Source organism: Bacillus sp. FSL M8-0063, from assembly GCF_038005545.1.
GTDB classification, from domain to species: Bacteria; Bacillota; Bacilli; order Bacillales; family Bacillaceae_G; genus Bacillus_A; species Bacillus_A wiedmannii.
Genome location: NZ_JBBOTJ010000001.1, coordinates 2,862,174 through 2,884,158, shown reverse-complemented (window position 1 = coordinate 2,884,158; position 21,985 = coordinate 2,862,174). Strand labels below are relative to the sequence as shown.

Below are 21,985 nucleotides of genomic sequence, written 5' to 3'. Positions count from 1 at the left end.
TGTCCTCCTAATAGGTATGTAACGTTGTTGTTAGTATTTCCTTATTTTTGAAATATAAAAGTAAATGATTTTTTGTTATATTAAGATTTTGGAAGGGGTTTCCTATCCGTTTGTCAAATAATAGTAAAGTTGTCTTTTGAATTGAGGGAATCCTCGGAATTAAATGGTGAGGGAATGGACATTTCAATAATTGCTGCACAACTAGTTAAGGAGAAAGTTATTTCACATGATCCAAATAGCGTAAAAGTGTTGAACGGAGGAACGACAAGTACTGTATATTTGTTGGACGAAAAATATGTAGTAAAGCTGAATGAAGCGGAAGTAATACGTGAAGAAGCTAATTTTCTTTCTTTTTATGAGGGGAATACTTTATTTTCAAAGCTTTTGTATAAGGAACCTTTACATACATATTTCGTGTATTCTTTCCTTGAAGGTAATACTTCGTGCGAACAAGGATATAAACGAAGTACGCTTCGTACACTTGTAAAAGAAGTTATCAATAAGTATAAAATGGTTCCAGAGGCAGAAGGCTGGGGATGGAAAGAGAGTCCGGTTCAAACTTGGAATGAATTTTTAACGACAAATGTGATGGAAGCTTATGAAAATGTAAGACGTTACATAAGTGAGGAAGATTATAGAATTGTTCTAAAACTAGCAAATAGGGGTGCCGGAGTAAATCAGCCCTTTTTATTACATGGTGATTTCGGATTTCATAATTTTATATTTCGAGAGAATAGGTTACATGGGGTAATTGATCCGTTACCTGTTTTAGGAGATCCTTTATATGATTTAATTTACGCGTTCTGTTCAACTCCAGAAGATATAACAAAAGAAACGATTGATTATGTGATGAAACAATGTGTATTTCATAAAACAGAACGAGATTTATACGAAGAAATAGTCATAGGATTATATTTGCGTATAGATACATGTGTAAGACACCACCCGAAAGATTTAGAAGATTATTTAGTAGCTTGGCGTTATTGGATGGGCGAAATTGAGCCGGCTTTATAGTACAAATAGTTTGGAGGAGATAGTGAAATGAACATAGCAGAAGCAAAACGAGATTTAGCACAAAGAACGAAAAAAGGATTTCCAGTTATAATAGCTGGTATTTTATTTTGGGTTATAGCGAGTATAACGGGTGTTTTTCTTTCAGAAAAGCAAGTTGTGTGGGTGTATTTAATTGGTATGGGTTGTGTGTTTCCTTGTGGCTTAATGATAGCTGCCATATTAAAAATTGACATGTTTGCGAAGGGGAATCCGCTAGGGACTTTAGCTGGATTAATTGGCGGGATAAATGTATTAAATATTCCGTTTGTGTTACTTGCCTATTTTCAATTTCCAGAGTGGTTACCTTTTGTAGTAGCGATGTTAATAGGTGTTCATTTTGTACCGTACGTATGGATTTATGAAAGTAAAAGTTATGGTTTACTGTCAGTAGGGACCGTATTCGTAACGTCAGTTTGCGGGATTCTTTTTGCTGACAATGGATTTACTGTAATTCCAGTGTCAGTTACAGTTGTCTACTTACTAACTCTAATAGGTTTAGTAATTGAAAATAAAAAAATAGATCATTATCAACAAAAATCAGCTTAATAAAAATATAGGGATAGGGGGAATTATTATGAAAAATTTCGTTTGTACAACGTGCGGCGTACAGTATGCAGCGGGTGTGGAAGAACCGGTAAGTTGTGTTATTTGTGATGAGGAGCGACAATATGTGAATCTGAAAGGGCAGTGTTGGACGACTTTAGAAAACTTGCGAACGATTGATACATATAAAAATGAAATGATAGAAGAAGAGCATAGACTTTATAGCATTACGACAAAACCGAAATTTGCGATCGGTCAAACAGCATTTGTCGTAAAAACGGATTCCTATCGTTTATTATGGGATTGCATTACTTATTTAGATGAAACGACAATTGAGAAGATAAAAGAGTGGGGCGGGTTAGATGCGATCGCACTATCTCATCCTCATTATTATTCAACGCAAGTAGAATGGGCAGAAACGTTTAATGTACCAATTTATATACATGAAGACGATAAAGAGTGGGTAGTACGCCCGAGTAGTCGTATTATTTACTGGTCTGGTGAGTCTTTACAATTAGCGGACGGAATTACTATTCATCGTCTCGGAGGACATTTTAGCGGCGGTTCTGTATTACATTGGGAAGAAGGAAATGATGGGAAAGGTATTTTATTAACAGGTGATATTATTCAAGTTGTAGCGGATCAGCAGTGGGTGAGTTTCATGTACAGCTATCCGAACTTAATTCCATTACCGGCGAGAAAAGTGGAAGAAATGGCGAATCGAGTGAAGCCATTACAATTTAATCGTTTATATAATGCTTTTCACGGAGTAGTGAAAGAAAATGCAAATGAGGCAGTGGAACGTTCTGCTGAAAGATATATTAAGGCGGTAGAAGGAAAGTTATTTCGTACGTAAAAGGAGAATTAGCTCTATGAAAACGTTAGTATGCTTCGGTGATAGTATTACAGCTGATGAAACGTTTTTTGATGGAACGCCGAGATTAACACCGCGTTTGCAAGAGATGTTTCCAAATTGGAAGGTGGTAAATGCGGGGGTTCCGGGTGATAATACGTTCGATGCGTTACATAGGGTTGAAGATGATGTACTATCACATAAACCAGATTTTGTCACAGTTTTTCTTGGTACGAATGATTCGGTATTATTTGATCCAGTACCATTACAAGTATACAAAGACAATCTAGAGAAGATTATAAGTATGATTTCACCAGAAAAAGTATTACTTATTAGTCCTGCGCCAGTTGATGAAGAACGCCAGCATAATAGAACCAATAAAGTACTTGGTCAGTATGCAGACGTAGTAGAGGAAGTGGCAAAGGAAACAGGAAGTTATTTTCTAAATTTATATGCTGAAATGATTCAAGAGCCTCATTATAAAAGATTTGTAGAAGATGATGAAAAAGACGGTTTACATTTTGGACGACAAGGTTATGAATATTTAGCGGAGTTAATTGGTAAAAAGTTAAAAGGGATTTTGTAAGAAGCAAAGTGTGCGCGCTTTGCTTTTTTGCTCGCGTATTTCCTCCTACAATGCTGCTGTGTTCAATGCAGTAGCGTTTAATATGCTAAATATATTTCATAGTAGCACATGTAAAAATGAAATGAATAAAGTGAAATATAAGTAGATCGCACCAATCGAGTTATTATGGGGAGCCTGACTTCGACCTAACTTTTTTGTTCTTGCCAAATTTTGAGGCGGTGCACTCAAATAGTGGGATAAAATGTACTTTAAAGAGGTGGTTAGCCGTAAAACTATGAGACATTCGTACAAAAGAAAATGATTTGGTCCGCTAATGGAATGCATCCAAGACTTAACAGTTGATTAATCAAACTGTAAAGTTTAAAATTACAGTATAGTTTTTAGAAGTGAGTTACCATCGTTTGTAAAAAACAGATAAATTAAATATTGTCGAATAAATAATATAACGTGTATTTCATTCTAAACTGTAATTTTTTTTAATACATTTCAATAATCTATATAATAATTTTAAAAAGTAAAGGAGTGTGTAAAATATGGTGATTTTATATACGACAGCAAGCTGTAGTTCATGCCGAAAAGCAAAAGCATGGCTTGAAGAACATCAAATTGATTATACCGAAAAAAATATCGTATCAAATTCGCTTACAGTTGATGAACTTAAATCCATTCTTCGTTTAACTGAAGATGGTGCTACTGAAATTATTTCAACTAGATCTAAAACTTTTCAGGAATTAAATATAAATATTGAGGCGCTTTCGCTTAATGAGTTTTATAAATTAATAATTGAGTATCCTCAAATGTTACGTCGTCCAATTATGCTGGACGAAAAAAGATTACAGGTTGGTTTTAACGAGGAAGAAATTCGCAAATTTTTACCGCGTAGCGTTCGAACATTTTTGAATATTGAATTGCAAAAAATGGCTAATTAATAAGTAATATTTTGAAAGGAGGAAACAGAAGTGATTGAAGTATGTGTTACAGTTAATTATAAAGATAGAAACTATCATACAAATGTTATTGTGAGTAAAGATACGATTTGGACAAAAATTAAACAATTGGCAGAAGAACAAGTTAAGAAACAGTGGACTGTTTAAATTTAGTTGCAACTTAAAAAGCTAAATGAAGTTAGGAGATATAGGGGAGTTCTGATAGAATATAAAGGGATTTAATTTTTCATGCTAAGCATGCTTCTTATATATTTTAACGTTTGACTAACCTATCTGTAATATTTATGGCTACAGTATGTTACTAAACGAGACATCATATTTTTTATCGTAGGAGGACAACAATGAACAGCGACTTTACTTTGGCCATTCACAGTTTAACTTATTTAGCTTTACAGCCAGATCGGATGTCAACAAGTAATGCTATTTCAGAAAGTGCAGGTGTTCATCCAGTACGCATTCGCAAAGTGCTAAGTTTGTTAAAAAAACATAAGTTTATACAATCAAAAGAGGGAACGGGTGGAGGATTTATTTTTGCCCGTGATTTAAGTGAAATTAATCTTTGGAATATGTATCAAATAACCTCTGAAGGTGCATTGCAACCGAAGTGTCCAGAATCAAATGATCAGTGTATTGTAGGTTCGAACATGCGGAAAGTTCTTTTTGCTATTTTCTTAGGTGCGGAAGAACATCTAGGTGAATATTTAAAGAATTATACAATGAAAGAAGTTGTTGACCTTATTAATCAAGAACGTTAAGCGGCTTAATTATTATGTAGCCGTGAGTTCTTAAAAAATAACTGTAATGAAAAATTTTACAGTTTAAGTTAGTTTTTATATATTGTTTATCGTTACAAAAAATATTTATAAGAAGGTGAAAAAGTATGATGTCAAATAATAATCATGTTTTAAAAGTGGGAGATTGGGTTCGTGGAATATCAAATGAGGGTGAATTCATAGTTGGTTACATTGTATCACTTGATGAAGTGGAAGATGTAGTTACAGTTAGCATTGTGAAACGTGACGATAAGTACACAATGAACGAAGCGATTTTACTCTTTAGTAAACACGTTAACAAACTCCCTGAATCAAAGATAATAAATAAGGAGCAAATCCTTTATCTTATAGACCTTGCATTATTAACAGGGGATGAAGAATGGTTTATTGAGCTTTCTGCAAAATTAAACTCGATAAAAGAGCTAGTTAATGAGGGATTTTAACGTATTATATTATTCGGTTGAATCGTGCAATAATCAATAATATTATCTAAAAGGAAATGAAATAAAACCAATTCATTACAAACATAGGAATATCCCTGAAGAAGAGTTGAAAAAACTACAATTAAGATGACATTGAAGTGATTTGTTTACCCGATCCTAATAATGATGTAAATAAGCTGTCCATATGGGCAGCTTATTTTTTCGTTTAGCTTAGGTTTTGCGAAATATTAGCGGTTCTCTCATTGCCATCAAGTTAAAATATGTATTTTCCTAAAAATGTATATGAATGCAATGCCTATAATATATATCCTGAAAATTGGTTTATACATTTAAAAAGATATTTCTTTTTCACCACGTTAATTATTTATTAGAATATCTTTTTTAGTTTGAAATAAAATTTTTCGATAAAGAAGAATATAAATATTTTTAAAATGAGTAGCTTAAATAAACAATATTTTACTGTATTTTATGCTGATTAATTCCGTTATAAGTGATAGGAACAAGGGTTGCATGCTAACTGTAAAGTATTATCCATGTAAAATTATATCCATTTAATATTTCAGAAAATATAAAAATATTAATTTTATAAATATACACGTTATAATGAGGGCGTCGAGAGAAATTTTATTATCTCTGGAGAAAATATAAAAAATGCGATTACTAGTAAGAAAGGTGTGTGGTTAGAGGCGAAATGTATGTAAAGTGCTTCAGTGGCTTGTGTAATCAATACCATAAATGCTGCCGAAGTTATGAAAGTGATGTATAGAATTGAGAAAGAAATGCCTCATAAATGAAGAGAGGCCGGTTTAACTAAAATTACTGTTACAAGTAATTCAGAGAAACCATTAAAGTAATACATTGTTATTAGAAATGTTGCAACGTATTTATGAAGTCTATTCAATATTGTTCTCTTAAGCGGTCTTTATATAAAGAGCGGATATTACGAGTAAACTTTTTTGTGAACGCTAACATTTATGTTAGGACGCTAACTAACGAATGTTTCAATTTGGATTCATTATGATGAAGGACATACAATGTGGGGCAACTTGTAAGGAATTCATTATCCAAAAAGGTAAATATTTGTTAGCTATAAAGAGAGACGCAGGAATAGATACAAGGGGGAGTTATTATATGAACGGGAATACTGCAAAGAAAATAGAAGTTCAAGCTGAAAATACCGCACTAAAAAATGAGCAATATGCAGATCCGAAAAAGTGGCATAAGCAGGATACTACATGGGCATTGAGTCTATTTGGAACTGCAATTGGAGCAGGGGTGCTCTTTTTACCGATTAATGCAGGTTCAGGTGGTTTATTATCATTACTACTAATTACATTGCTTGCATATCCAGTTATGTATTACTCACATAGGGCACTTGCTAAAATGATATACGCTTCTAATTCTGCTGATGAGGGGATCACAGGTACAATTAGAGAGTATTTCGGAAATAAAGCAAGTATCATTTTTAACATCGTATATTTCGGTTCAATTTATACAATCGTACTAATGTATTCGGTTGCGCTTACAAATACTGCAAGTAGTTTTATCGTGCATCAATTGCACATGCCAGAACCTCCAAGAGCTATTTTATCACTTGTATTAGTTCTTGGTCTTATCGCTATACTGAATTTTGGTCAAGATATTACTGTAAAAATCATGAGTATGCTAGTGTATCCTTTCATAGCTTCTCTACTGTTTATCGCAATATCTTTAATTCCACAGTGGAATACGTCAATGCTTAGCTTTTCAGCTGTTTCTACTGCTTCAACAGGAACAGGATATTTTGGAACGATATTGTTGATTCTACCAATTATCGTATTCTCATTTAATCATTCACCTATGATTTCATCATTTGTTGTGAAGCAGAGAGCTACGTATGGAATAGAAGCTACTGATGCTAAATGTGCGCAAATACAAAAAGTTTGTTATATTATGACATTCGCTGTAGTTATGTTCTTCGTTTGGAGTAGTACATTAAGCTTGACTCCAGAAGATTTAAAAATGGCAAAAGAGCAAAACTTATCAATCCTTTCATATCTTGCGAATGAGCTTAATTCACCTGTAATCACGATTGCAGCTCCAATTATTGCTTTTGTGGCTATTACAAAATCTTTCCTTGGCCATTATATTGGAGCATTTGAAGTAATGCGTGACATGATTATTAAGTTCGGTAAATCACGTGGAAAAGTAATTGAAGAAAAAACGATTAAGACAATCGTCCTTACTTTTGTTGTATTATCATGCTGGTTTGTTGCTTATACAAATCCAAGTATTCTTGGACTTATTGATTCTCTAAGTGGTCCATTAGTTGCTGCTATCTTATGTCTATTACCGATGTATGCAATCAATAAAGTACCAGTACTAGCTAAATACAAAGGGAAAATGAGTAACGTATTTGTTATTATTGTAGGTGTACTTACTGTTTTAGCAAGTATTAAATCATTATTCTAATTCACGATTGTTAGTTCTAATATAAAATAGAACAATTTTGGGACAGGCTTCTCCGTTTGGAGGGTCTGTCCTTTTTTAATGCGAAACAATTTTATCTGATTGATTTTATGTGATATTTCCGCATAATTGTAGCTAAGGGAGATGATTCTAGGTTGAGTAAGCTGAATATTAGCACAACAGTTTCGGGAGATATAATTGTTACCCGTCTTATCGGCAAGATTAAAACAGATGATGTTTATGAATGGTTTAATGGCTTCGAGCAGGTTTGTCAGCAATTCATTTCCGAGGGAAGAAAATACAAATTGCTGGTAGATAGAAAAGGATATACGCCAGATCATTTTTCTGTTCAAAAAGCATGGAAAGAGAAGTTTTTCAATGAAACGATTTTGAATCACAGTAAGGCAATTGCTTTTCTCCTTGAAGAAGGGGAGATACTGAATTATTTACAACAGTCCAATACAAAAGAATCTGTAAAATTTTCCGATGACTATGAACAAGCATTCCTTTGGTTGAATGAATATCCTATATAAAACTTTTAGTGAACCAGTTGCTTAAGCAACTGGTTTTTTTAGCTTGTAAGTAGTATCCAAAAGAAAACTTCTATACGAAATGTTTAGCGCTAGAGGACATACATTTTTAATGCGTTAAATATAATTCATAATAGCACTAAGAAGAAAAGAGTGCGCTTTACGGTATTAGTTATATGGAAAGGCCGTACGATAGAGTCACAGAAATTGAAAAATATCAATGTGGCATAAAGTGAGTAAGGGGGATAAAGATATGAGTACTTCAAATTTGAATGAAATAAGTAAGCAAATATTAATAGAAGAGGAAACACTTCAATTTTCCTCTTTTACAAATGAAGATGCACTGCAAATAGGTTTATTTATCGTTGAAACAGCGAAAAAGGAAGGGAAATTGATTGCTGTTGATATAGCGAAAAATGGTGTGCAACTATTTCATTTCAAGATGACAGGAACAACTGCGGAAAATATGCAATGGATTGAGCGTAAAAAACGGGTTGTTTCTTTGCATAATCATAGTTCGTATTATATGCAAATACAAAGTGAACTAACGGGCGTTCCATATAATGAAAAATATCTTTTAGATAGGTCGGATTATGCTGCGTTTGGTGGCTGCGTTCCTGTCCAAATAAAAGACGTAGGAGTTATTGGAATGATAACAGTTTCAGGATTACCACCAGAAGAAGATCATGAATTAGTTATAAGGGCAGTTAAAAACCATTTGAAGCAATAGTAAAAAGGAAAAAACCGAACAAGAATATGTTCGGTTTTTTCCTTTTTATTATTCATTTTATGTAATGAACATGTTTCTAATAAGATGTTGCGGAATAAAAAATCTTTAATTCGAGACACTTTTCTTGACGGTAATAATCTATGTAGTTAATATGATAGACATAAAATAACTTAATTACTTTTGATAATTAAGTTATTTTATGTAAGTTACAATGAGTAAGTAGGATGTGGGGAAAATGCTTTGAATTGCCACTATTAATATTGGGGACAATTAGAAAGCGACAAATATAAAAAATTAGAAGTTAAGAAGTAAGGTTGGATCAACAATAATAGTAGCTTCTGTACAATGCATTTTTACTAAGGTGACAATGACTATACATCACGAGGGGGACTGAAATTGGAATCAATGACCTTTGTTTTATTTGGAGCAACAGGGGATTTAGCGAAAAGGAAAATTTACCCTGCGCTATATAACTTATATAGAGATCAAAAGCTTCCGAAGCAAATATCCGTTATTGGGCTTGGAAGACGTGAAGTATCTCATGTAGATTTTCAAAAAAGAGTAAAAGAATCAATAGAAACTTTTTCTCGTCGCAAAGATGAAGGTACTCCGAAAATAGAAGATTTTTTAGAGTATTTTCGTTATTGTCCGTTAGATGTGAATAAGCCAGAAGATTATAAAAGGTTATTGCAAGTAGTTCGTGAAAGGGAAGAAGAACAAAATATACAAGGGAATAGAATGTTCTACCTTTCAGTTACTCCTGACTTCTTTGAGACCATTGCTTTAAATATTAAAGAAAGTGGACTTGATAAAACGGCTGGATGGAAGCGCCTAATGATTGAGAAACCATTTGGTCATGATCTTACATCTGCCCGAGAGCTGAATGATAGGCTTAGTCGAACGTTTGAAGAAGACGAAATATACCGTATTGATCATTATTTAGGTAAGCCGATGGTTCAAAATATTGAAGCACTTGAATTTGCAAATCCTGTTCTTCAATCGATTTGGAATAAAGAACATATTGCGAATGTACAAATAACAGCTAGTGAAACGGTTGGGGTGGAAGAAAGGGCAGCATATTATGATCATGCAGGAGCCATTCGCGATATGGTTCAAAATCATATGTTGCAAATATTAATGATGACTGCTATGAATCTGCCGGAAAAGATAAATGCATGTGAAATTCGTGAGGAAAAACGAAAGGTAATGGAAACTCTTCGTAAAGTGAAAAAAGAAGACGTTCAGAACCATATCATTCGCGGACAATATGCTTCAGGGGAGATAAAAGGCCAAGAAGTTGTAGCGTATAGAGATGAGCCAGGAGTAAATCCTTCTTCTCAAACAGATACATATGTTGCGGCTCGCTTATGGATTGATAACCCATTTTGGACTGATGTTCCTTTTTATATACGAACAGGAAAAAGAATGAAAGAAAAGTCTACTCGTATTGTAATTGAATTTAAAAATACGTTAAAACAGCAATATCAAGAAAGTAATCCAAATGCGGAGCCTAATTTGTTAATCATTGAAATTAGCCCAAATGAAAATGTTTCGCTCCAATTAAATAGTAAAAATCCATTGAACAATGGAGAGCTTGAACCGATTCGTATTCATTTTACTTGTGAGCAAACAGGAGTGGGAATACCGGAAGCTTATGAAAGACTCATTTATGATGCTATATGTGGAGATTCTACATTCTTTGCACACTGGAGAGAAGTTGAATTGTCATGGGAATGGGTGCAGCCAATACTTGAAGCGTTCGAAGAAAACTTGTTACCCCTTCATGAATATAAATCAGGTTCGTACGGTCCAGATGCTGCCCATGCTCTATTACAAGAAAGTGAATTTAAATGGTGGTTAGATGAGGGATTGAAAAAATAAGTACATTCTTATAAGTAAAGCAATATGAAAAAAGATATTCATCATTTTATTAACATGTATTTATGATGAAAGGTAATTCAAGGAGGAATTATATTATGAGAGTAGGATTAATTGGTTTAGGTAAAATGGGATTAAATTTAGGGAAGAATTTAATGGATCATAAACATGAAGTAGCTGCATTTGATTTAAATACGAGTGCAGTGGAAGAAATGAAAGAGTATGGTGCTACAGGTGTATCTAGTTTAAACGAACTAGTTCAATCGTTGGAATCACCAAGAATTCTTTGGGTAATGGTTCCGCACGCTGTTGTTGATTCTGTTATTAATGAGGTTACACCGCTGTTATCAAAAGGAGATATTTTAATTGAAGCAGGGAATTCACATTATAAAGAATCTATTCGCCGATATGAGCAATTAAAGAAAGATGGTATTCACTTTATGGATGCAGGAACTTCTGGCGGAATGGAAGGTGCTCGTAATGGTGCGTGTTACATGATCGGAGGAGATCAAGAAGCTTGGGACATCGTTGAACCTATTTTCCGAGATACAGCTGTAGAAAATGGATTCTTATATGCAGGGAAAGCTGGTAGCGGTCACTTCTTAAAAATGATTCATAACGGAATTGAATACGGAATGATGGCTGCTATTGGTGAAGGATTTGAGGTTTTAGAGAAGAGTGAATTTGATTACGATTATGAAAAAGTATCAAGAGTATGGAACAACGGTTCAGTTATTCGTTCATGGTTAATGGAATTGACTGAAAATGCATTTTCTAAAGATGCAAAACTGGATGAAATTAAGGGCGTTATGCATTCTTCTGGTGAAGGGAAATGGACAGTAGAAACAGCATTAGACCTTCAAACAGCAACTCCTGTTATCGCAATGTCTCTATTAATGCGCTACCGCTCATTAGATAATGATACATTTACAGGGAAAGTTGTAGCAGCACTGCGCAATGAATTTGGCGGACATGCAGTAGAAAAGAAATAAACATTTTAAAAGTATAACTCGTTAACGTTTAAAAAATGGAGGGAATAAATTATGAAGTTTTTTATTGATACTGCAAATCTTGAGGACATAAAAAAGGCATATAAACTAGGTGTTTTAGCTGGCGTTACAACGAATCCTTCTTTAGTAGCGAAAGAGGGCATTAAGTTTGAAGACCGTATTGCAGAAATTTGTCAGGCAGTGCCTAACGTTGAATCTGTTTCGGCAGAAGTAACGCCAGATGCTGTTACAGCCGAAGAGATGATTGCTCAAGCAGAAGAACTGATTAAAATTAACGGTGGCGATGAAAAAGTTACAATAAAACTGCCGATGACACTAGCAGGATTAGAAGCTTGTCGTTACCTTACTGAAAAAGGTGTGAAAACGAACGTTACACTTATTTTCACTGTGAACCAAGCTCTTTTAGCTGCTCGAGCAGGTGCAACGTACGTTTCTCCATTTTTAGGTCGCTTAGATGATATTTCTGAAGATGGCGTACTATTAGTTGCTAAAATCGCTGAATTATTCGATATTCATCTATTAGATACACAAATTATTGCGGCTTCTGTTAGACACCCAGACCATGTAACTCGTGTAGCGATGGCAGGTGCTCACATTGCAACAATTCCTTATAAAGTCATTGAACAACTTGCTATGCATCCGCTAACAGATCAAGGTATTGAAAAGTTTGCTGCGGATTGGGCGAAAGCGCCTAAGTTATAAGGGAGTAAAGTTTTCACAAATTGCTTTTTCACGAGAGGACCAATCTTTATGTAACTTCATCCTGTAAAATAAATCCTGAGTTTGGTACCTTATTACGTGAAAGCAGCGATATAAAAAGACACCATGCATTTTCAAAACAGCACAATGGTTATAAAAAGGATCCCCTTATGGAGAGTGAAGTTTATGAAAACGTAGCTCTCATAAGGGAGCGTCTTTTTGTATACATCATGGTGCTCTTTTGTTATAGGAATAATTTGAAAGGGGTTACATAGTGAGCTCGAAATATATGATTGGTGTAGATATTGGGACAACTAGTACAAAATCAGTTTTGTTTTCGGTGGAGGGATCAGTTATTACAAGTCATGGAATTGAATACCCTTTATATTCTCCCGCACCAGAAACAGCAGAACAAGATCCAGAAGAGATTTTTCAAGCGGTCATACATACGATTAAAGAAACTATACAATCGAGTAATGTGCAGCCAGTTGATATTCTTTGTGTTTCTTTTAGTTCGGCAATGCATAGTGTCATTGCTGTAGACGAAGCAGGGAAGCCGTTAACGAGATGTATTACTTGGGCAGATAATAGAAGTGCAAGCTGGGCAGAAAAAATAAAAAATGATATGAATGGTCATGAAATTTACCTTCGTACTGGAACACCAATCCATCCTATGTCACCACTTTCAAAATTAGTTTGGTTTAAAAATGAACATGCTGAGTTATTTGCAAAAAGCTATAAATTCATCTCAATTAAAGAGTATGTTTTCTATAAGTTATTTAATGAATATGTAATTGATTATTCTATAGCATCAGCAACAGGGATGTTCAATTTGAAATCTTTAAAATGGGATGAAGAAGCTCTTCGTGTTGCAGGAATTTCGGAGGGAAAGCTTTCTAAACTCGTTCCAACGACGCACAGCTTAATAGGATTAGATGAAGAATTTGCAAGAGAGATGAATATACTTGTTACTACTCCTTTTATAGTCGGTGCGAGTGATGGGGTACTATCGAATTTAGGTGTAAATGCAATAGAACCTGGAGTAGTTGCTATTACAATTGGTACGAGCGGTGCGGTGCGAGTTGTAACAAATCAGCCTGTAACGGATCCGAAAGGTAGGACTTTTTGTTATGCGTTAACTGAGGACCTTTGGGTAATTGGTGGACCGGTTAATAACGGTGGTATGATTTTTAGGTGGGTTCGTGACCAATTATGTGCGTTAGAAGTTGAACATGGGAAGCGCTTAGGAAAAGATCCTTATGAATTGCTTACTGAAATAGCAGCGAAAGTGAATCCTGGATCGGATGGTTTATTATTTCATCCGTATTTAGCAGGAGAAAGAGCTCCTTTATGGAATGCGAATGCGCGTGGATCTTTCTTTGGGCTTGGGCTACATCATAAGAAAGAGCATCTTATCCGTGCTGTTTTAGAGGGAATCATTTATAACTTGTATACAGTTCTTCTTGCTTTAAAAGAGCTAATTGGTGAACCGAAAAAAATTCAAGCGACAGGTGGCTTTGCCAGATCGGAACTTTGGAGACAGATGATGGCGGATATTTTTCATCAAGACGTATATGTTCCTGAAAGTTTCGAAAGCTCTTGCTTAGGAGCGGCAATCCTCGGGTTATATAGCTTAGGTGAAATAGATACATTACATGTAGTTTCTCATATGGTAGGTGCCAATTTTTATCATGAGCCAAACATGGAAAGTGTGGAGAAATATAAAGAATTAATACCGATCTATATTCGTCTGGCCCGTCATCTGGAAGAAGAATATGAGAGTATAGCGGCTTTTCAGAAAAAGTGGGTTTAGAGGCTATTTGGCAGGGAAATATGGTAACTTATAAAGAGGTACTCAAGTTTTTTTAGATGTTCTTTCAAAAAATAGTTTAAGGTTGTTCTGTAAAAAATATGAGGGACAAAAACTATAGGGAGAGGGTTATGAAAATGAAGGATAACAAAGAGTTTATTGGATATGTTGGAACGTACACGAAAGAAAATAGTGAAGGAATATATAAGTTTACTTTAGACACGGAAGCAAAAAAAATTAGTAATGTAACACTTGCGGCCAAGCTGGATAACCCTACATATGTAACGATTAGCAAAAATAATCAATATCTCTATTCTGTTGTTAAGGAAGGCGAATCTGGTGGTGTAGCTGCCTATTCGATTCATAGTCATACTGGAGAGCTAACAGAACAAAACAGACAAGTAGTAGAAGGGGCTTCTCCTTGTCATATTAGTGTGGATAGTGAAAATGGTACGGTAGTTACAGCGAATTACCATAAAGGAACGATAGAGTCTTTCGTAGTAAATGAAGAAGCTGGAACTGTAAATGCGGCCACATCTATTATTACACATGAAGGTTCAGGTCCGAATAAAGAAAGACAAGAAAAACCACATGCACATTACGCCGGATATACTCCTGATGAAAAATATGTGATAGGTGTTGATTTAGGAATTGATAAAATACTTACGTATGAAATAAAAGATAGTAAGTTAAAAGAAGCGAATAGCTTGTCTGTGAACCCAGGAAGTGGTCCTAGACATATTGCTTTTCACCCGAACGGAAAATACGCTTATGTGATGACTGAACTGAGTTCGGAAGTTATTGCATTATCATATAATCCGGAAGAAGGGTCCTTTACAGAGTTGCAGTATATTTCTACCGTTCCAAAAAAATTTGATGACAATAGTCAAGGAAGTGCGATTCATATTTCTTCTGACGGCCACTTTGTATATGCAGGTAATCGCGGTCATAATAGTATCGCTGTTTTCAGTGTGGATCAAAATTCAGGTCAGCTTACATTTGTTGCACATACATCTACAGAAGGAAATTGGCCGAGGGACTTTGTATTAGATCCGACTGAAAAGTTTCTTATTGCGACAAATGAAAAGTCACATAACCTTGTGCTATTTTCAAGAAATGAAACGACAGGGAAGTTAACACTGCTACAATCTGATGTTGTTGTACCAGAGCCTGTTTGTGTGAAGTTTTTAAACGTTTAATTTGTGATTGGTAGAATTTCTATATATCCCAAAAACAATAAAAAAGCAAAGCGATATCGCTTTGCTTTTTTCTATTTCTTCTTCGGTCTACGTACTAATTCGCCGCCACAGTTTGGGCAAACATTTTGTCTTTCTTCTGTACATGGTGCACAAAATGTACATTCATACACGCAAATGTATGCTTCGGAATTTGATTCGAGAGATTGGTCGCAAATTTGACAGTTTGTTTTCATTTCGAGTGCCATAGTAAGTCTCCTTTTAGTTTGAATATTTATAATTTAATTATAATTCATTAGATAGAAACTGTCTTTTTCAATTGAAAGGAAATCAAATGATAAAGTTATGATTTGAAATGAAAGAGTCTATTTTATTTTAAAATTGATTATTTAGTGCAGTTGGAATATTATGAAATAGTCAAAAGACAACAGGGGGTATATATTTTGACTAATCATAACGATCATTTAAAAGCAAACTGTGAAAAATGCTTCGGTCTATGTTGTGTAGCGTTACCGTTCGCAGCATCGGTAGATTTTGCGGTGAATAAAGATGGCGGGAAGCCATGTTCTAACTTACAATCAGATTTTAAATGTAGCATACATAAAAATCTTAGAGGAAAAGGTTATAAAGGTTGTACAGTATTTGAGTGTTTCGGTGCTGGGCAGAAGATTTCGCAAGTTACATTTAACGGGATTGATTGGCGGAAAGATGCAAAGCATGCGAGAAAAATGTATGATGCTTTTCCGATTATGCATCAGCTTCATGAAATACTGTGGTATTTGAATGAGGCTATTCTTTTGACGGCGACACAACCGATTCATAAAGAACTAAGTAAAGCAATTGAAGAGACGGACCGCCTTTCAAATTTAAATGCGGACGAGTTAATGAAAGTAAATATTCCATTACATCGTGCAGAAGTAAATGTATTACTTTTAGAAACGAGTGAGCTAGTTTGGAAGGAAATGAATGCCGCGCGTAAGAAACGAATGAGTCACCGCGGAGCAGATCTTATGGGAGCAAATTTGAAGAAGAAAGATTTGCAAGGAGCGAATTTAAGAGGAGCGTATTTAATTGCGGCTAACTTAAATGGAGCAAACTTAAGAGGAGCAGATCTTATCGGAGCAGATTTACGAGATGCAGATATTCGTGGGGCTGATTTTACAAATAGTATTTTTCTGACGCAAGTTCAAATTAATGCAGCGAAAGGGGACAAACATACGAAATTGCCGAAAATATTGTCCCGTCCATCGCATTGGAGTGCGTAAAGAGTATGGAACAGGCAGAGATTAAGAATCTCTGCCTGTTTTTTCATTTCTTTTCAAAAGTAGTAATGAAAACACTACATATAATAAGAATACCACCAATAAAAAAGTTGCTACTCAATGTTTCATTTAATAGTAACCAACCAAGCAACGATCCAACGATAGGTTGGAAGAAGAAAAATAATGATCCGATGCTCGCGTCCATTAATTCTAATCCTTTATTCCAAAGGAAAAAGGCACCTGCTGTTGAGACGATTCCTAAATAAAGTACGCCTAATAATACATACATGTTCGTATGTTCAATAGAACTTGATTGTAGTTCCCATATCATAAAAGGTGTAATAAAAAAGAGTGAAAAGAATATGGCATATGTTGTAATCACTAAAGATGAAAATCGAGCTGAAGCGATTTTTACGTAAATGGATAGTAAAGCCCACGTAATAGCGGCCCCGACTAATATGATTGTACCGATAAAATAGGAACCAATTTCAATATCCCATCCAATGACGATAATGACACCGATTGTCGCTATGATAGTAGACAGCAGTCTACGAGCGGTTAGCTTTTCTTTTAAAATGATTGCTGCAAATATAACCATAAATGCAGGGGTGGCTGATGTTACTAACGAGCCTGTATGAGCGTCAGATAATTTTGTTCCGATAAATTGACATGTGATCGAAATGAAGTATCCGATAAATCCAATCCAAGCGAATAATAGCCAATCTTTTTTGCGTATGGTTATTTTTTTCTTTTTCTCAGCTATTTTCAAAATTGCATATAAAACAACAAAAGCAATGATAAAGCGTAGCCAAACGAGTGTCAGTGGTGGGATAAAGTCGAGTACGTATTTGCTAACAACATACATACCGCCCCATATACTAGCTGCTAGTGATAAACATATAGCTCCTAAAATTGTTTGTTTCATGTAAAGTACCTCCGTCTATTTTTAGGGTATTATGAGTTCCCTAAGACGAGGCATAGTGTTTTGTGTTATATGAATGCCCGCCTTAGTTTATAGACGGCCTACAGGTTGATCGTTTTCGAATGAAGTGTTGTAGTACATGAATGCATTCCTCCTTCATAATTTTATAATGATATTATAACTTAATTTTCAGTTTATTGGGATGTTTCTTTAGAAAATGGAAATGGTGGTTGTCTAAGAAAGCATAGTATATGGTAGAAAAACATATTTTTGAAATAAAAGAAACCAATTACATTACTGATAAGTATAGTAAGAGTAGGATGAAAAAGTAGATTAATAGAGAAAGAGGAGGAGATTGTTATAACTACAACCGTTATTTCTCATTTTTATAATGAAGAATATTTATTGCCGTGGTGGCTTATGCATCATACGAAACTTTTTGATCATGGCATTTTAATTAATAAAGGTTCTACAGATCGTTCAGTGAAAATTTGTAAAAAATTCGCGCCGCATTGGGAAGTGCGAGATTCTTTAAATCCAGAATTTGATGCACTAGCGACAGATGATGAAGTGATGATGGTAGAACGAGAAGTAAAGGGATGGAAAATGATTTTAAATACGACTGAGTTCCTTTGTGTGCAAGATAAAAATCAATTTTGGAAATCACTAAATGAATTGGGAGGGAGGATGTATTGGTTGGAAGGGCTTATTATGGTCGATGATCTTAACTATAATTATCCAGACCTTAACTTTGGAATACCTTTAATGAAACAGCGATTTCACGGTTATTTACCAGAAGATTGGCGGTTATGGAGAAGAGGTAGATTTATTCATAATCATGAACACGGAAGTTATACGGTTGGAAGACATTTATCTGCACATGAATCTATGGTTTATCCGCCACTTGCGTGTATTGCATGGTTTGGTTTCAGCCCTTGGAACGATGCGATGAGAAAGAGGAAATTACAAATTGGTCCTACTCTTTCTGAAGCTAGTAAGCAAGGTGGAATGGGCACGCATCATATTATTACACCTGAAAAATTAGAAGAATGGTATAAGGATTTAGCAAGTGGGGCGAAGGATTTACGTTTTAGTAATGCGTATCGTTATGCTTTTTTATAAATGATTCCCACCATAAAATTGTTTCTTCGATTCCAGTATTTAGATCGTATGTTGGTTTCCAGTTTACTTCAGTTTTTAAACGTTCCACATTAACGCCGACGAATAAAGGCTCATCTGTAGAGAATGGGATCGCACCTAGTTTCATTAAATGTTCTTTTCCAATCTTTTTAGCAATGATAGAAGCTAATTCTTTAATTTGTACAGATTGACCAGAAGCGATATTGATTGTGCCTGTAACGTCGTGTTCTAATACTGTTACGAGAGCATGAGCGACGTCGCTCACATGGAGGAAATCTCTTGATTGTTTTCCATGTGTACATAGTGCTTCCTCATTTTGTAATAAGGAAGTGATAATGTTAGAAACGAGCCGATTCCCTTGTTCGTGAGGGCCATACATATGAAAAATGCGGCCCCAACACATGCTGAGGTCGTTTTGTTCAGCGTACGTTTGTAGCCAGGAGTGTAGCGTATTTTTACATACTGCATACGGGGTTTTATAGGAAAGAAGTGGTGAGTCTTCAAATAGTACACCATTAAACCATTCATATTCTGCGCCAGTACCTGCAACAACGACGCGCTTTCCGCCGCATGTTGTGAAGTGTTGAATCAATGAGATGCTGGATGTAAGCCAATAGTAATTATTAATAGATACATAACACGCTGGCGGTACGGCTTCCCAAGCTAAATGAATGAGATGACTAGGCTTCATGTCGTAAATGAGTTTTTTTACTTCTTCATCGCAAAGTAAGTTTACTTTATGCCAGTGGCAAGAGATGTGAGAAGGTTTATTTGTATGATAAGTGGCGTGCACTTCATAGCTCTTTTGTATAAGAGAATTTACAACATATTTACCAATCCATCCACTACCGCCTGTTACAAGAATTTTTTTCATGGCTCAATTACCTCAATTTCTGGTATCGTTACTAAAAATTTGCCGCCCCATTCACGAATGAAAGAGCATTCTTTCATAATTTCGTCTTTTAAATTCCAAGGAAGTATGAGAATGTAATCAGGTTTTGTACGTTGTATTTCTTCTGGAGATTTTATTGGAATACGGGTTCCTGGTAGAAGGAAATTTTGTTTGTGAGGGTTTTTATCTACGGTATAAGCTAGAAATTCTTTTCCTATCCCGCAATAGTTTAAAAGGGTGTTTCCTTTAGCTGGAGCACCGTAACCGATAATTTGTTTGTTTGAAGCTTTTGCTTCGATAAAAAACTTTAAAATATTTATTTTCAATTGTTCAATGTGTTTAGAAAAAAGGAGATAGCAATCTAATGTATCTAGCCCGTGATCTACTTCTTTTTGGATTATATTTGTAACACTGGAGTGGATAGTGGATGAATCACTGTGATGGTTTATAAAAACACGCAAGGAACCACCGTGCGTTGAAAGTTCTTCTACATCGACAATTTGTAAATGATGATGAGCTAAAACTTTTTGAAGACTTATAAGTGAGAAGTAGGAGAAGTGCTCATGGTATATAGTATCAAACTGTTTAAAGGATATAAGGTTTAATAAGTGCGGGAATTCAATTGTTATTGTACCGTCTTGTTTTAATAATGTTTTTAAACCGGCAACAAAATCATGCAAGTTCGGTACGTGTGCTAATACGTTATTTGCGACGATTAAATCTGCTTGCGGTAATTTTTTTGCTAAGTCATTGCTGAAAAAATTCACTTCAGTAGGAATTCCTTTTTGAATAGCGATTTCTGCTACATTTTTTGCTGGTTCAATTCCTAACGTTTCGATATGTTCTTTTTGAAAGTATTGTAATAAGTACCCGTCGTTACTCGCGATTTCAATCACTTTCGAATGATTTGTTAAGTTGAAACGCTTAACCGCCATTTCTACATATTGTTTAGCGTGTAGTAGCCAACTGGAGGAGTAAGAGCTGAAGTATAAATAGTCATGAAAAATGTTGTGCGGAGATTCAAATTCATCTAATTGTACAAGTAAACAAGAGTGACAAACAAATGTGTGGAGCGGATAAAATGGTTCCATTTTATATGAGTGTTCAGGAGCTACAAATGAGTTAGCGAGAGGGGAAACACCTAAATCTAAAAAAGTATTTGTGAGTAATGAGTGGCAAAAACGGCATTTTTTCTGTTCCATTTTATAGCCCCCTTATAAATTTTTGAATGCATCGATTTGTTGGCGCGTGAAAGATTCCATATTTTCACCAGATGCATATTTTTTGTACCAATCAACAGTCCAAGTGATAGAATGATCTGTTGATAACTTAGGAGTCCAACCGAGTTTATTTACTGCTTTTGTACTATCAAGTGTTAAAATTGGCGATTCATAAGGGTTATTTGTATGAGGAGAAAGGACTGTTAATGGTTGATTCCATAATTTCATTATAGATTGAATGACATCATAAACTGTTCTGTTAGGTTCATTTATCGGGCCGAAATTCCACGCTGTTGCATATTCTGCGTCTTGCCAAAGATTTTCAGCTAAAAGAATATAGCCGTGTAAAGGATCTAATACGTGTTGCCACGGGCGAATAGCGTGTTTGTTTCTAATATTTAACGTAGTATCTTGTAAATATGCACGAATGACATCTGGGAATAGTCGGTCATTTGCCCAATCACCACCACCGATGACGTTACCTGCTCTGACTGAGGCGAGTCTCAGAGTGTTAGTGTGGAAGAATGATTTTTGATATGACGTTGCAACTAGTTCAGCGCAAGCTTTACTAGCGCTATAAGGATCGAAACCTCCTAATCGGTCACTTTCCAAGAATGCTCGGTTACCGCTCCCGTCATTTTCATAACATTTATCACTTGTAACATTAATGATACTACGTATACTTTCTATATGTTTTGCTGCTTCTAATACGTGAACAGTACCTAAAACATTCGTTTTAAATGTTTCGATAGGATTTTTGTATGAAATGGTGACAATTGGCTGGGCTGCTAAATGAAATAGTATGTCAGGGTTATGTTGTTTTAGGGCATGGAATAAAGAATCGTAATCTGTAATGTCGCCATTCATTGATGTGCACTCATTTGCTACGTTACCTTGTTCAAAAAGGTTAGGGATGGATGGGGGATGAGAAGAATAGCCAACTACTTCTGCGCCTAAAGAAGTTAAAAAAAGGGTGAGCCATGAGCCTTTAAAGCCAGTATGTCCCGTGATAAATACTTTTTTCTTATTCCAAAAAGATGATGAAGCCAT

General features: G+C 35.2%; 23 protein-coding genes and 1 pseudogene. 19 read left to right on the top strand and 5 right to left on the bottom strand.

The genetic code is table 11. The annotated features are described in order from the left end of the window. The first annotated feature begins 174 nt into the window (after positions 1-174). The 17 genes and pseudogenes from MKX31_RS14555 to MKX31_RS14480 all read left to right on the top strand — a co-directional run bounded on the left by MKX31_RS14555 (position 175) and on the right by MKX31_RS14480 (position 15,502). A complete protein-coding gene (locus MKX31_RS14555; protein ID WP_098102714.1) occupies positions 175-1,014 on the top strand; it encodes a phosphotransferase family protein in 840 nt (279 codons plus the stop codon). Positions 1,015-1,041: 27 nt separating this feature from the next. Next, entirely contained in the window at positions 1,042-1,599 is a 558-nt protein-coding gene (locus tag MKX31_RS14550) for a DUF7010 family protein (protein WP_098111748.1), read from the top strand. Positions 1,600-1,627: 28 nt separating this feature from the next. Continuing rightward, positions 1,628-2,452: an MBL fold metallo-hydrolase gene (locus MKX31_RS14545; protein WP_064475894.1), complete on the top strand. Its 825-nt coding sequence runs from the start codon at positions 1,628-1,630 to the stop codon at positions 2,450-2,452. 16 nt (positions 2,453-2,468) lie between these two features. Next, positions 2,469-3,035: an SGNH/GDSL hydrolase family protein gene (locus MKX31_RS14540; RefSeq protein WP_064475893.1), complete on the top strand. Its 567-nt coding sequence runs from the start codon at positions 2,469-2,471 to the stop codon at positions 3,033-3,035. Positions 3,036-3,568: 533 nt separating this feature from the next. Beyond that, complete coding sequence (spxA, locus tag MKX31_RS14535; protein WP_000236196.1) at positions 3,569-3,964, top strand: transcriptional regulator SpxA; 396 nt, start codon at positions 3,569-3,571, stop codon at positions 3,962-3,964. 30 nt (positions 3,965-3,994) lie between these two features. Next, positions 3,995-4,129, top strand: a complete 135-nt coding sequence (locus MKX31_RS14530; RefSeq protein ID WP_000573513.1) for a BA3454 family stress response protein — start codon at positions 3,995-3,997, stop codon at positions 4,127-4,129. A gap of 194 nt (positions 4,130-4,323) precedes the next feature. After that, a complete protein-coding gene (gene saiR, locus MKX31_RS14525; RefSeq protein ID WP_001083471.1) occupies positions 4,324-4,737 on the top strand; it encodes an Rrf2-family transcriptional regulator SaiR in 414 nt (137 codons plus the stop codon). A gap of 125 nt (positions 4,738-4,862) precedes the next feature. Continuing rightward, positions 4,863-5,198, top strand: coding sequence for an IDEAL domain-containing protein (locus MKX31_RS14520; RefSeq protein ID WP_064475891.1), 336 nt, complete (start codon positions 4,863-4,865; stop codon positions 5,196-5,198). Between the two features lie 40 nt (positions 5,199-5,238). After that, a pseudogene (locus MKX31_RS29305) lies at positions 5,239-5,328 on the top strand (DUF3888 domain-containing protein); the annotation flags it as partial. Positions 5,329-6,329: 1,001 nt separating this feature from the next. Continuing rightward, positions 6,330-7,649: an aromatic amino acid transport family protein gene (locus tag MKX31_RS14515; RefSeq protein WP_064475890.1), complete on the top strand. Its 1,320-nt coding sequence runs from the start codon at positions 6,330-6,332 to the stop codon at positions 7,647-7,649. 122 nt (positions 7,650-7,771) lie between these two features. Beyond that, positions 7,772-8,179, top strand: coding sequence for an STAS/SEC14 domain-containing protein (locus tag MKX31_RS14510; protein ID WP_242290285.1), 408 nt, complete (start codon positions 7,772-7,774; stop codon positions 8,177-8,179). A 217-nt stretch (positions 8,180-8,396) separates the two neighbouring features. Continuing rightward, entirely contained in the window at positions 8,397-8,906 is a 510-nt protein-coding gene (locus MKX31_RS14505; protein WP_179876818.1) for a heme-degrading domain-containing protein, read from the top strand. A 396-nt stretch (positions 8,907-9,302) separates the two neighbouring features. Further along, positions 9,303-10,787 carry a glucose-6-phosphate dehydrogenase gene (gene zwf / locus MKX31_RS14500; protein WP_340981037.1) on the top strand — a complete coding sequence of 495 codons (1,485 nt, stop codon included), beginning with the start codon at positions 9,303-9,305 and terminating at the stop codon, positions 10,785-10,787. A gap of 95 nt (positions 10,788-10,882) precedes the next feature. Further along, positions 10,883-11,776, top strand: coding sequence for a phosphogluconate dehydrogenase (NAD(+)-dependent, decarboxylating) (gnd, locus tag MKX31_RS14495; RefSeq protein WP_064475886.1), 894 nt, complete (start codon positions 10,883-10,885; stop codon positions 11,774-11,776). Positions 11,777-11,827: 51 nt separating this feature from the next. Then, positions 11,828-12,496: a fructose-6-phosphate aldolase gene (gene fsa, locus MKX31_RS14490; RefSeq protein ID WP_000667683.1), complete on the top strand. Its 669-nt coding sequence runs from the start codon at positions 11,828-11,830 to the stop codon at positions 12,494-12,496. Positions 12,497-12,764: 268 nt separating this feature from the next. Then, complete coding sequence (gene gntK, locus MKX31_RS14485; protein ID WP_064475885.1) at positions 12,765-14,306, top strand: gluconokinase; 1,542 nt, start codon at positions 12,765-12,767, stop codon at positions 14,304-14,306. 128 nt (positions 14,307-14,434) lie between these two features. Beyond that, positions 14,435-15,502 (top strand): lactonase family protein, encoded by a 1,068-nt coding sequence (locus MKX31_RS14480; protein ID WP_445661304.1) that lies wholly within the window; start codon positions 14,435-14,437, stop codon positions 15,500-15,502. A gap of 71 nt (positions 15,503-15,573) precedes the next feature. Here MKX31_RS14480 and MKX31_RS14475 read toward each other — a convergent pair whose 3' ends face one another. Continuing rightward, a complete protein-coding gene (locus MKX31_RS14475; protein ID WP_001162795.1) occupies positions 15,574-15,747 on the bottom strand; it encodes a DUF1272 domain-containing protein in 174 nt (57 codons plus the stop codon). A gap of 195 nt (positions 15,748-15,942) precedes the next feature. Between MKX31_RS14475 and MKX31_RS14470 the strand changes: the two genes are divergently transcribed. Beyond that, complete coding sequence (locus MKX31_RS14470; RefSeq protein WP_064475883.1) at positions 15,943-16,764, top strand: pentapeptide repeat-containing protein; 822 nt, start codon at positions 15,943-15,945, stop codon at positions 16,762-16,764. A gap of 43 nt (positions 16,765-16,807) precedes the next feature. Here MKX31_RS14470 and MKX31_RS14465 read toward each other — a convergent pair whose 3' ends face one another. Then, positions 16,808-17,686, bottom strand: a complete 879-nt coding sequence (locus MKX31_RS14465) for a DMT family transporter (RefSeq protein WP_340981035.1) — start codon at positions 17,684-17,686, stop codon at positions 16,808-16,810. 333 nt (positions 17,687-18,019) lie between these two features. Between MKX31_RS14465 and MKX31_RS14460 the strand changes: the two genes are divergently transcribed. Next, positions 18,020-18,805, top strand: coding sequence for a glycosyltransferase family 2 protein (locus MKX31_RS14460; RefSeq protein ID WP_340981562.1), 786 nt, complete (start codon positions 18,020-18,022; stop codon positions 18,803-18,805). Here the strand turns inward: MKX31_RS14460 and MKX31_RS14455 are convergent. Genes MKX31_RS14455 through rfbG form a run of 3 tightly spaced genes read right to left on the bottom strand, consistent with a single transcriptional unit; the run spans position 18,774 to position 21,985 of the window. Further along, on the bottom strand, positions 18,774-19,697 hold the full coding sequence (locus MKX31_RS14455) for an NAD-dependent epimerase/dehydratase family protein (RefSeq protein ID WP_064475880.1): 924 nt from the start codon (positions 19,695-19,697) through the stop codon (positions 18,774-18,776). The two genes, MKX31_RS14460 and MKX31_RS14455, sit on opposite strands and share 32 nt — an antisense overlap. Then, positions 19,694-20,917 (bottom strand): class I SAM-dependent methyltransferase, encoded by a 1,224-nt coding sequence (locus MKX31_RS14450; protein ID WP_340981034.1) that lies wholly within the window; start codon positions 20,915-20,917, stop codon positions 19,694-19,696. The genes MKX31_RS14455 and MKX31_RS14450 overlap by 4 nt, the downstream gene beginning before the upstream one ends. A 12-nt stretch (positions 20,918-20,929) precedes the next feature. After that, positions 20,930-21,985, bottom strand: a complete 1,056-nt coding sequence (gene rfbG, locus MKX31_RS14445) for a CDP-glucose 4,6-dehydratase (RefSeq protein ID WP_064475878.1) — start codon at positions 21,983-21,985, stop codon at positions 20,930-20,932.

Excerpts from the sequence above, each read along its gene's own strand:
- MKX31_RS14555 (WP_098102714.1), top strand. The coding sequence starts at position 175 with ATGGACATTTCAATAATTGCTGCACAACTAGTTAAGGAGAAAGTTATT.
- MKX31_RS14550 (WP_098111748.1), top strand. The coding sequence starts at position 1,042 with ATGAACATAGCAGAAGCAAAACGAGATTTAGCACAAAGAACGAAAAAA.
- MKX31_RS14545 (WP_064475894.1), top strand. The coding sequence starts at position 1,628 with ATGAAAAATTTCGTTTGTACAACGTGCGGCGTACAGTATGCAGCGGGT.
- MKX31_RS14540 (WP_064475893.1), top strand. The coding sequence starts at position 2,469 with ATGAAAACGTTAGTATGCTTCGGTGATAGTATTACAGCTGATGAAACG.
- spxA (WP_000236196.1), top strand. The coding sequence starts at position 3,569 with ATGGTGATTTTATATACGACAGCAAGCTGTAGTTCATGCCGAAAAGCA.
- saiR (WP_001083471.1), top strand. The coding sequence starts at position 4,324 with ATGAACAGCGACTTTACTTTGGCCATTCACAGTTTAACTTATTTAGCT.
- MKX31_RS14520 (WP_064475891.1), top strand. The coding sequence starts at position 4,863 with ATGATGTCAAATAATAATCATGTTTTAAAAGTGGGAGATTGGGTTCGT.
- MKX31_RS14515 (WP_064475890.1), top strand. The coding sequence starts at position 6,330 with ATGAACGGGAATACTGCAAAGAAAATAGAAGTTCAAGCTGAAAATACC.
- MKX31_RS14505 (WP_179876818.1), top strand. The coding sequence starts at position 8,397 with ATGTGGCATAAAGTGAGTAAGGGGGATAAAGATATGAGTACTTCAAAT.
- gnd (WP_064475886.1), top strand. The coding sequence starts at position 10,883 with ATGAGAGTAGGATTAATTGGTTTAGGTAAAATGGGATTAAATTTAGGG.
- fsa (WP_000667683.1), top strand. The coding sequence starts at position 11,828 with ATGAAGTTTTTTATTGATACTGCAAATCTTGAGGACATAAAAAAGGCA.
- MKX31_RS14480 (WP_445661304.1), top strand. The coding sequence starts at position 14,435 with ATGAAAATGAAGGATAACAAAGAGTTTATTGGATATGTTGGAACGTAC.
- MKX31_RS14475 (WP_001162795.1), bottom strand. The coding sequence starts at position 15,747 with ATGGCACTCGAAATGAAAACAAACTGTCAAATTTGCGACCAATCTCTC.
- MKX31_RS14465 (WP_340981035.1), bottom strand. The coding sequence starts at position 17,686 with ATGAAACAAACAATTTTAGGAGCTATATGTTTATCACTAGCAGCTAGT.
- MKX31_RS14455 (WP_064475880.1), bottom strand. The coding sequence starts at position 19,697 with ATGAAAAAAATTCTTGTAACAGGCGGTAGTGGATGGATTGGTAAATAT.
- MKX31_RS14450 (WP_340981034.1), bottom strand. The coding sequence starts at position 20,917 with ATGGAACAGAAAAAATGCCGTTTTTGCCACTCATTACTCACAAATACT.
- rfbG (WP_064475878.1), bottom strand. The coding sequence starts at position 21,985 with ATGGCTTCATCATCTTTTTGGAATAAGAAAAAAGTATTTATCACGGGA.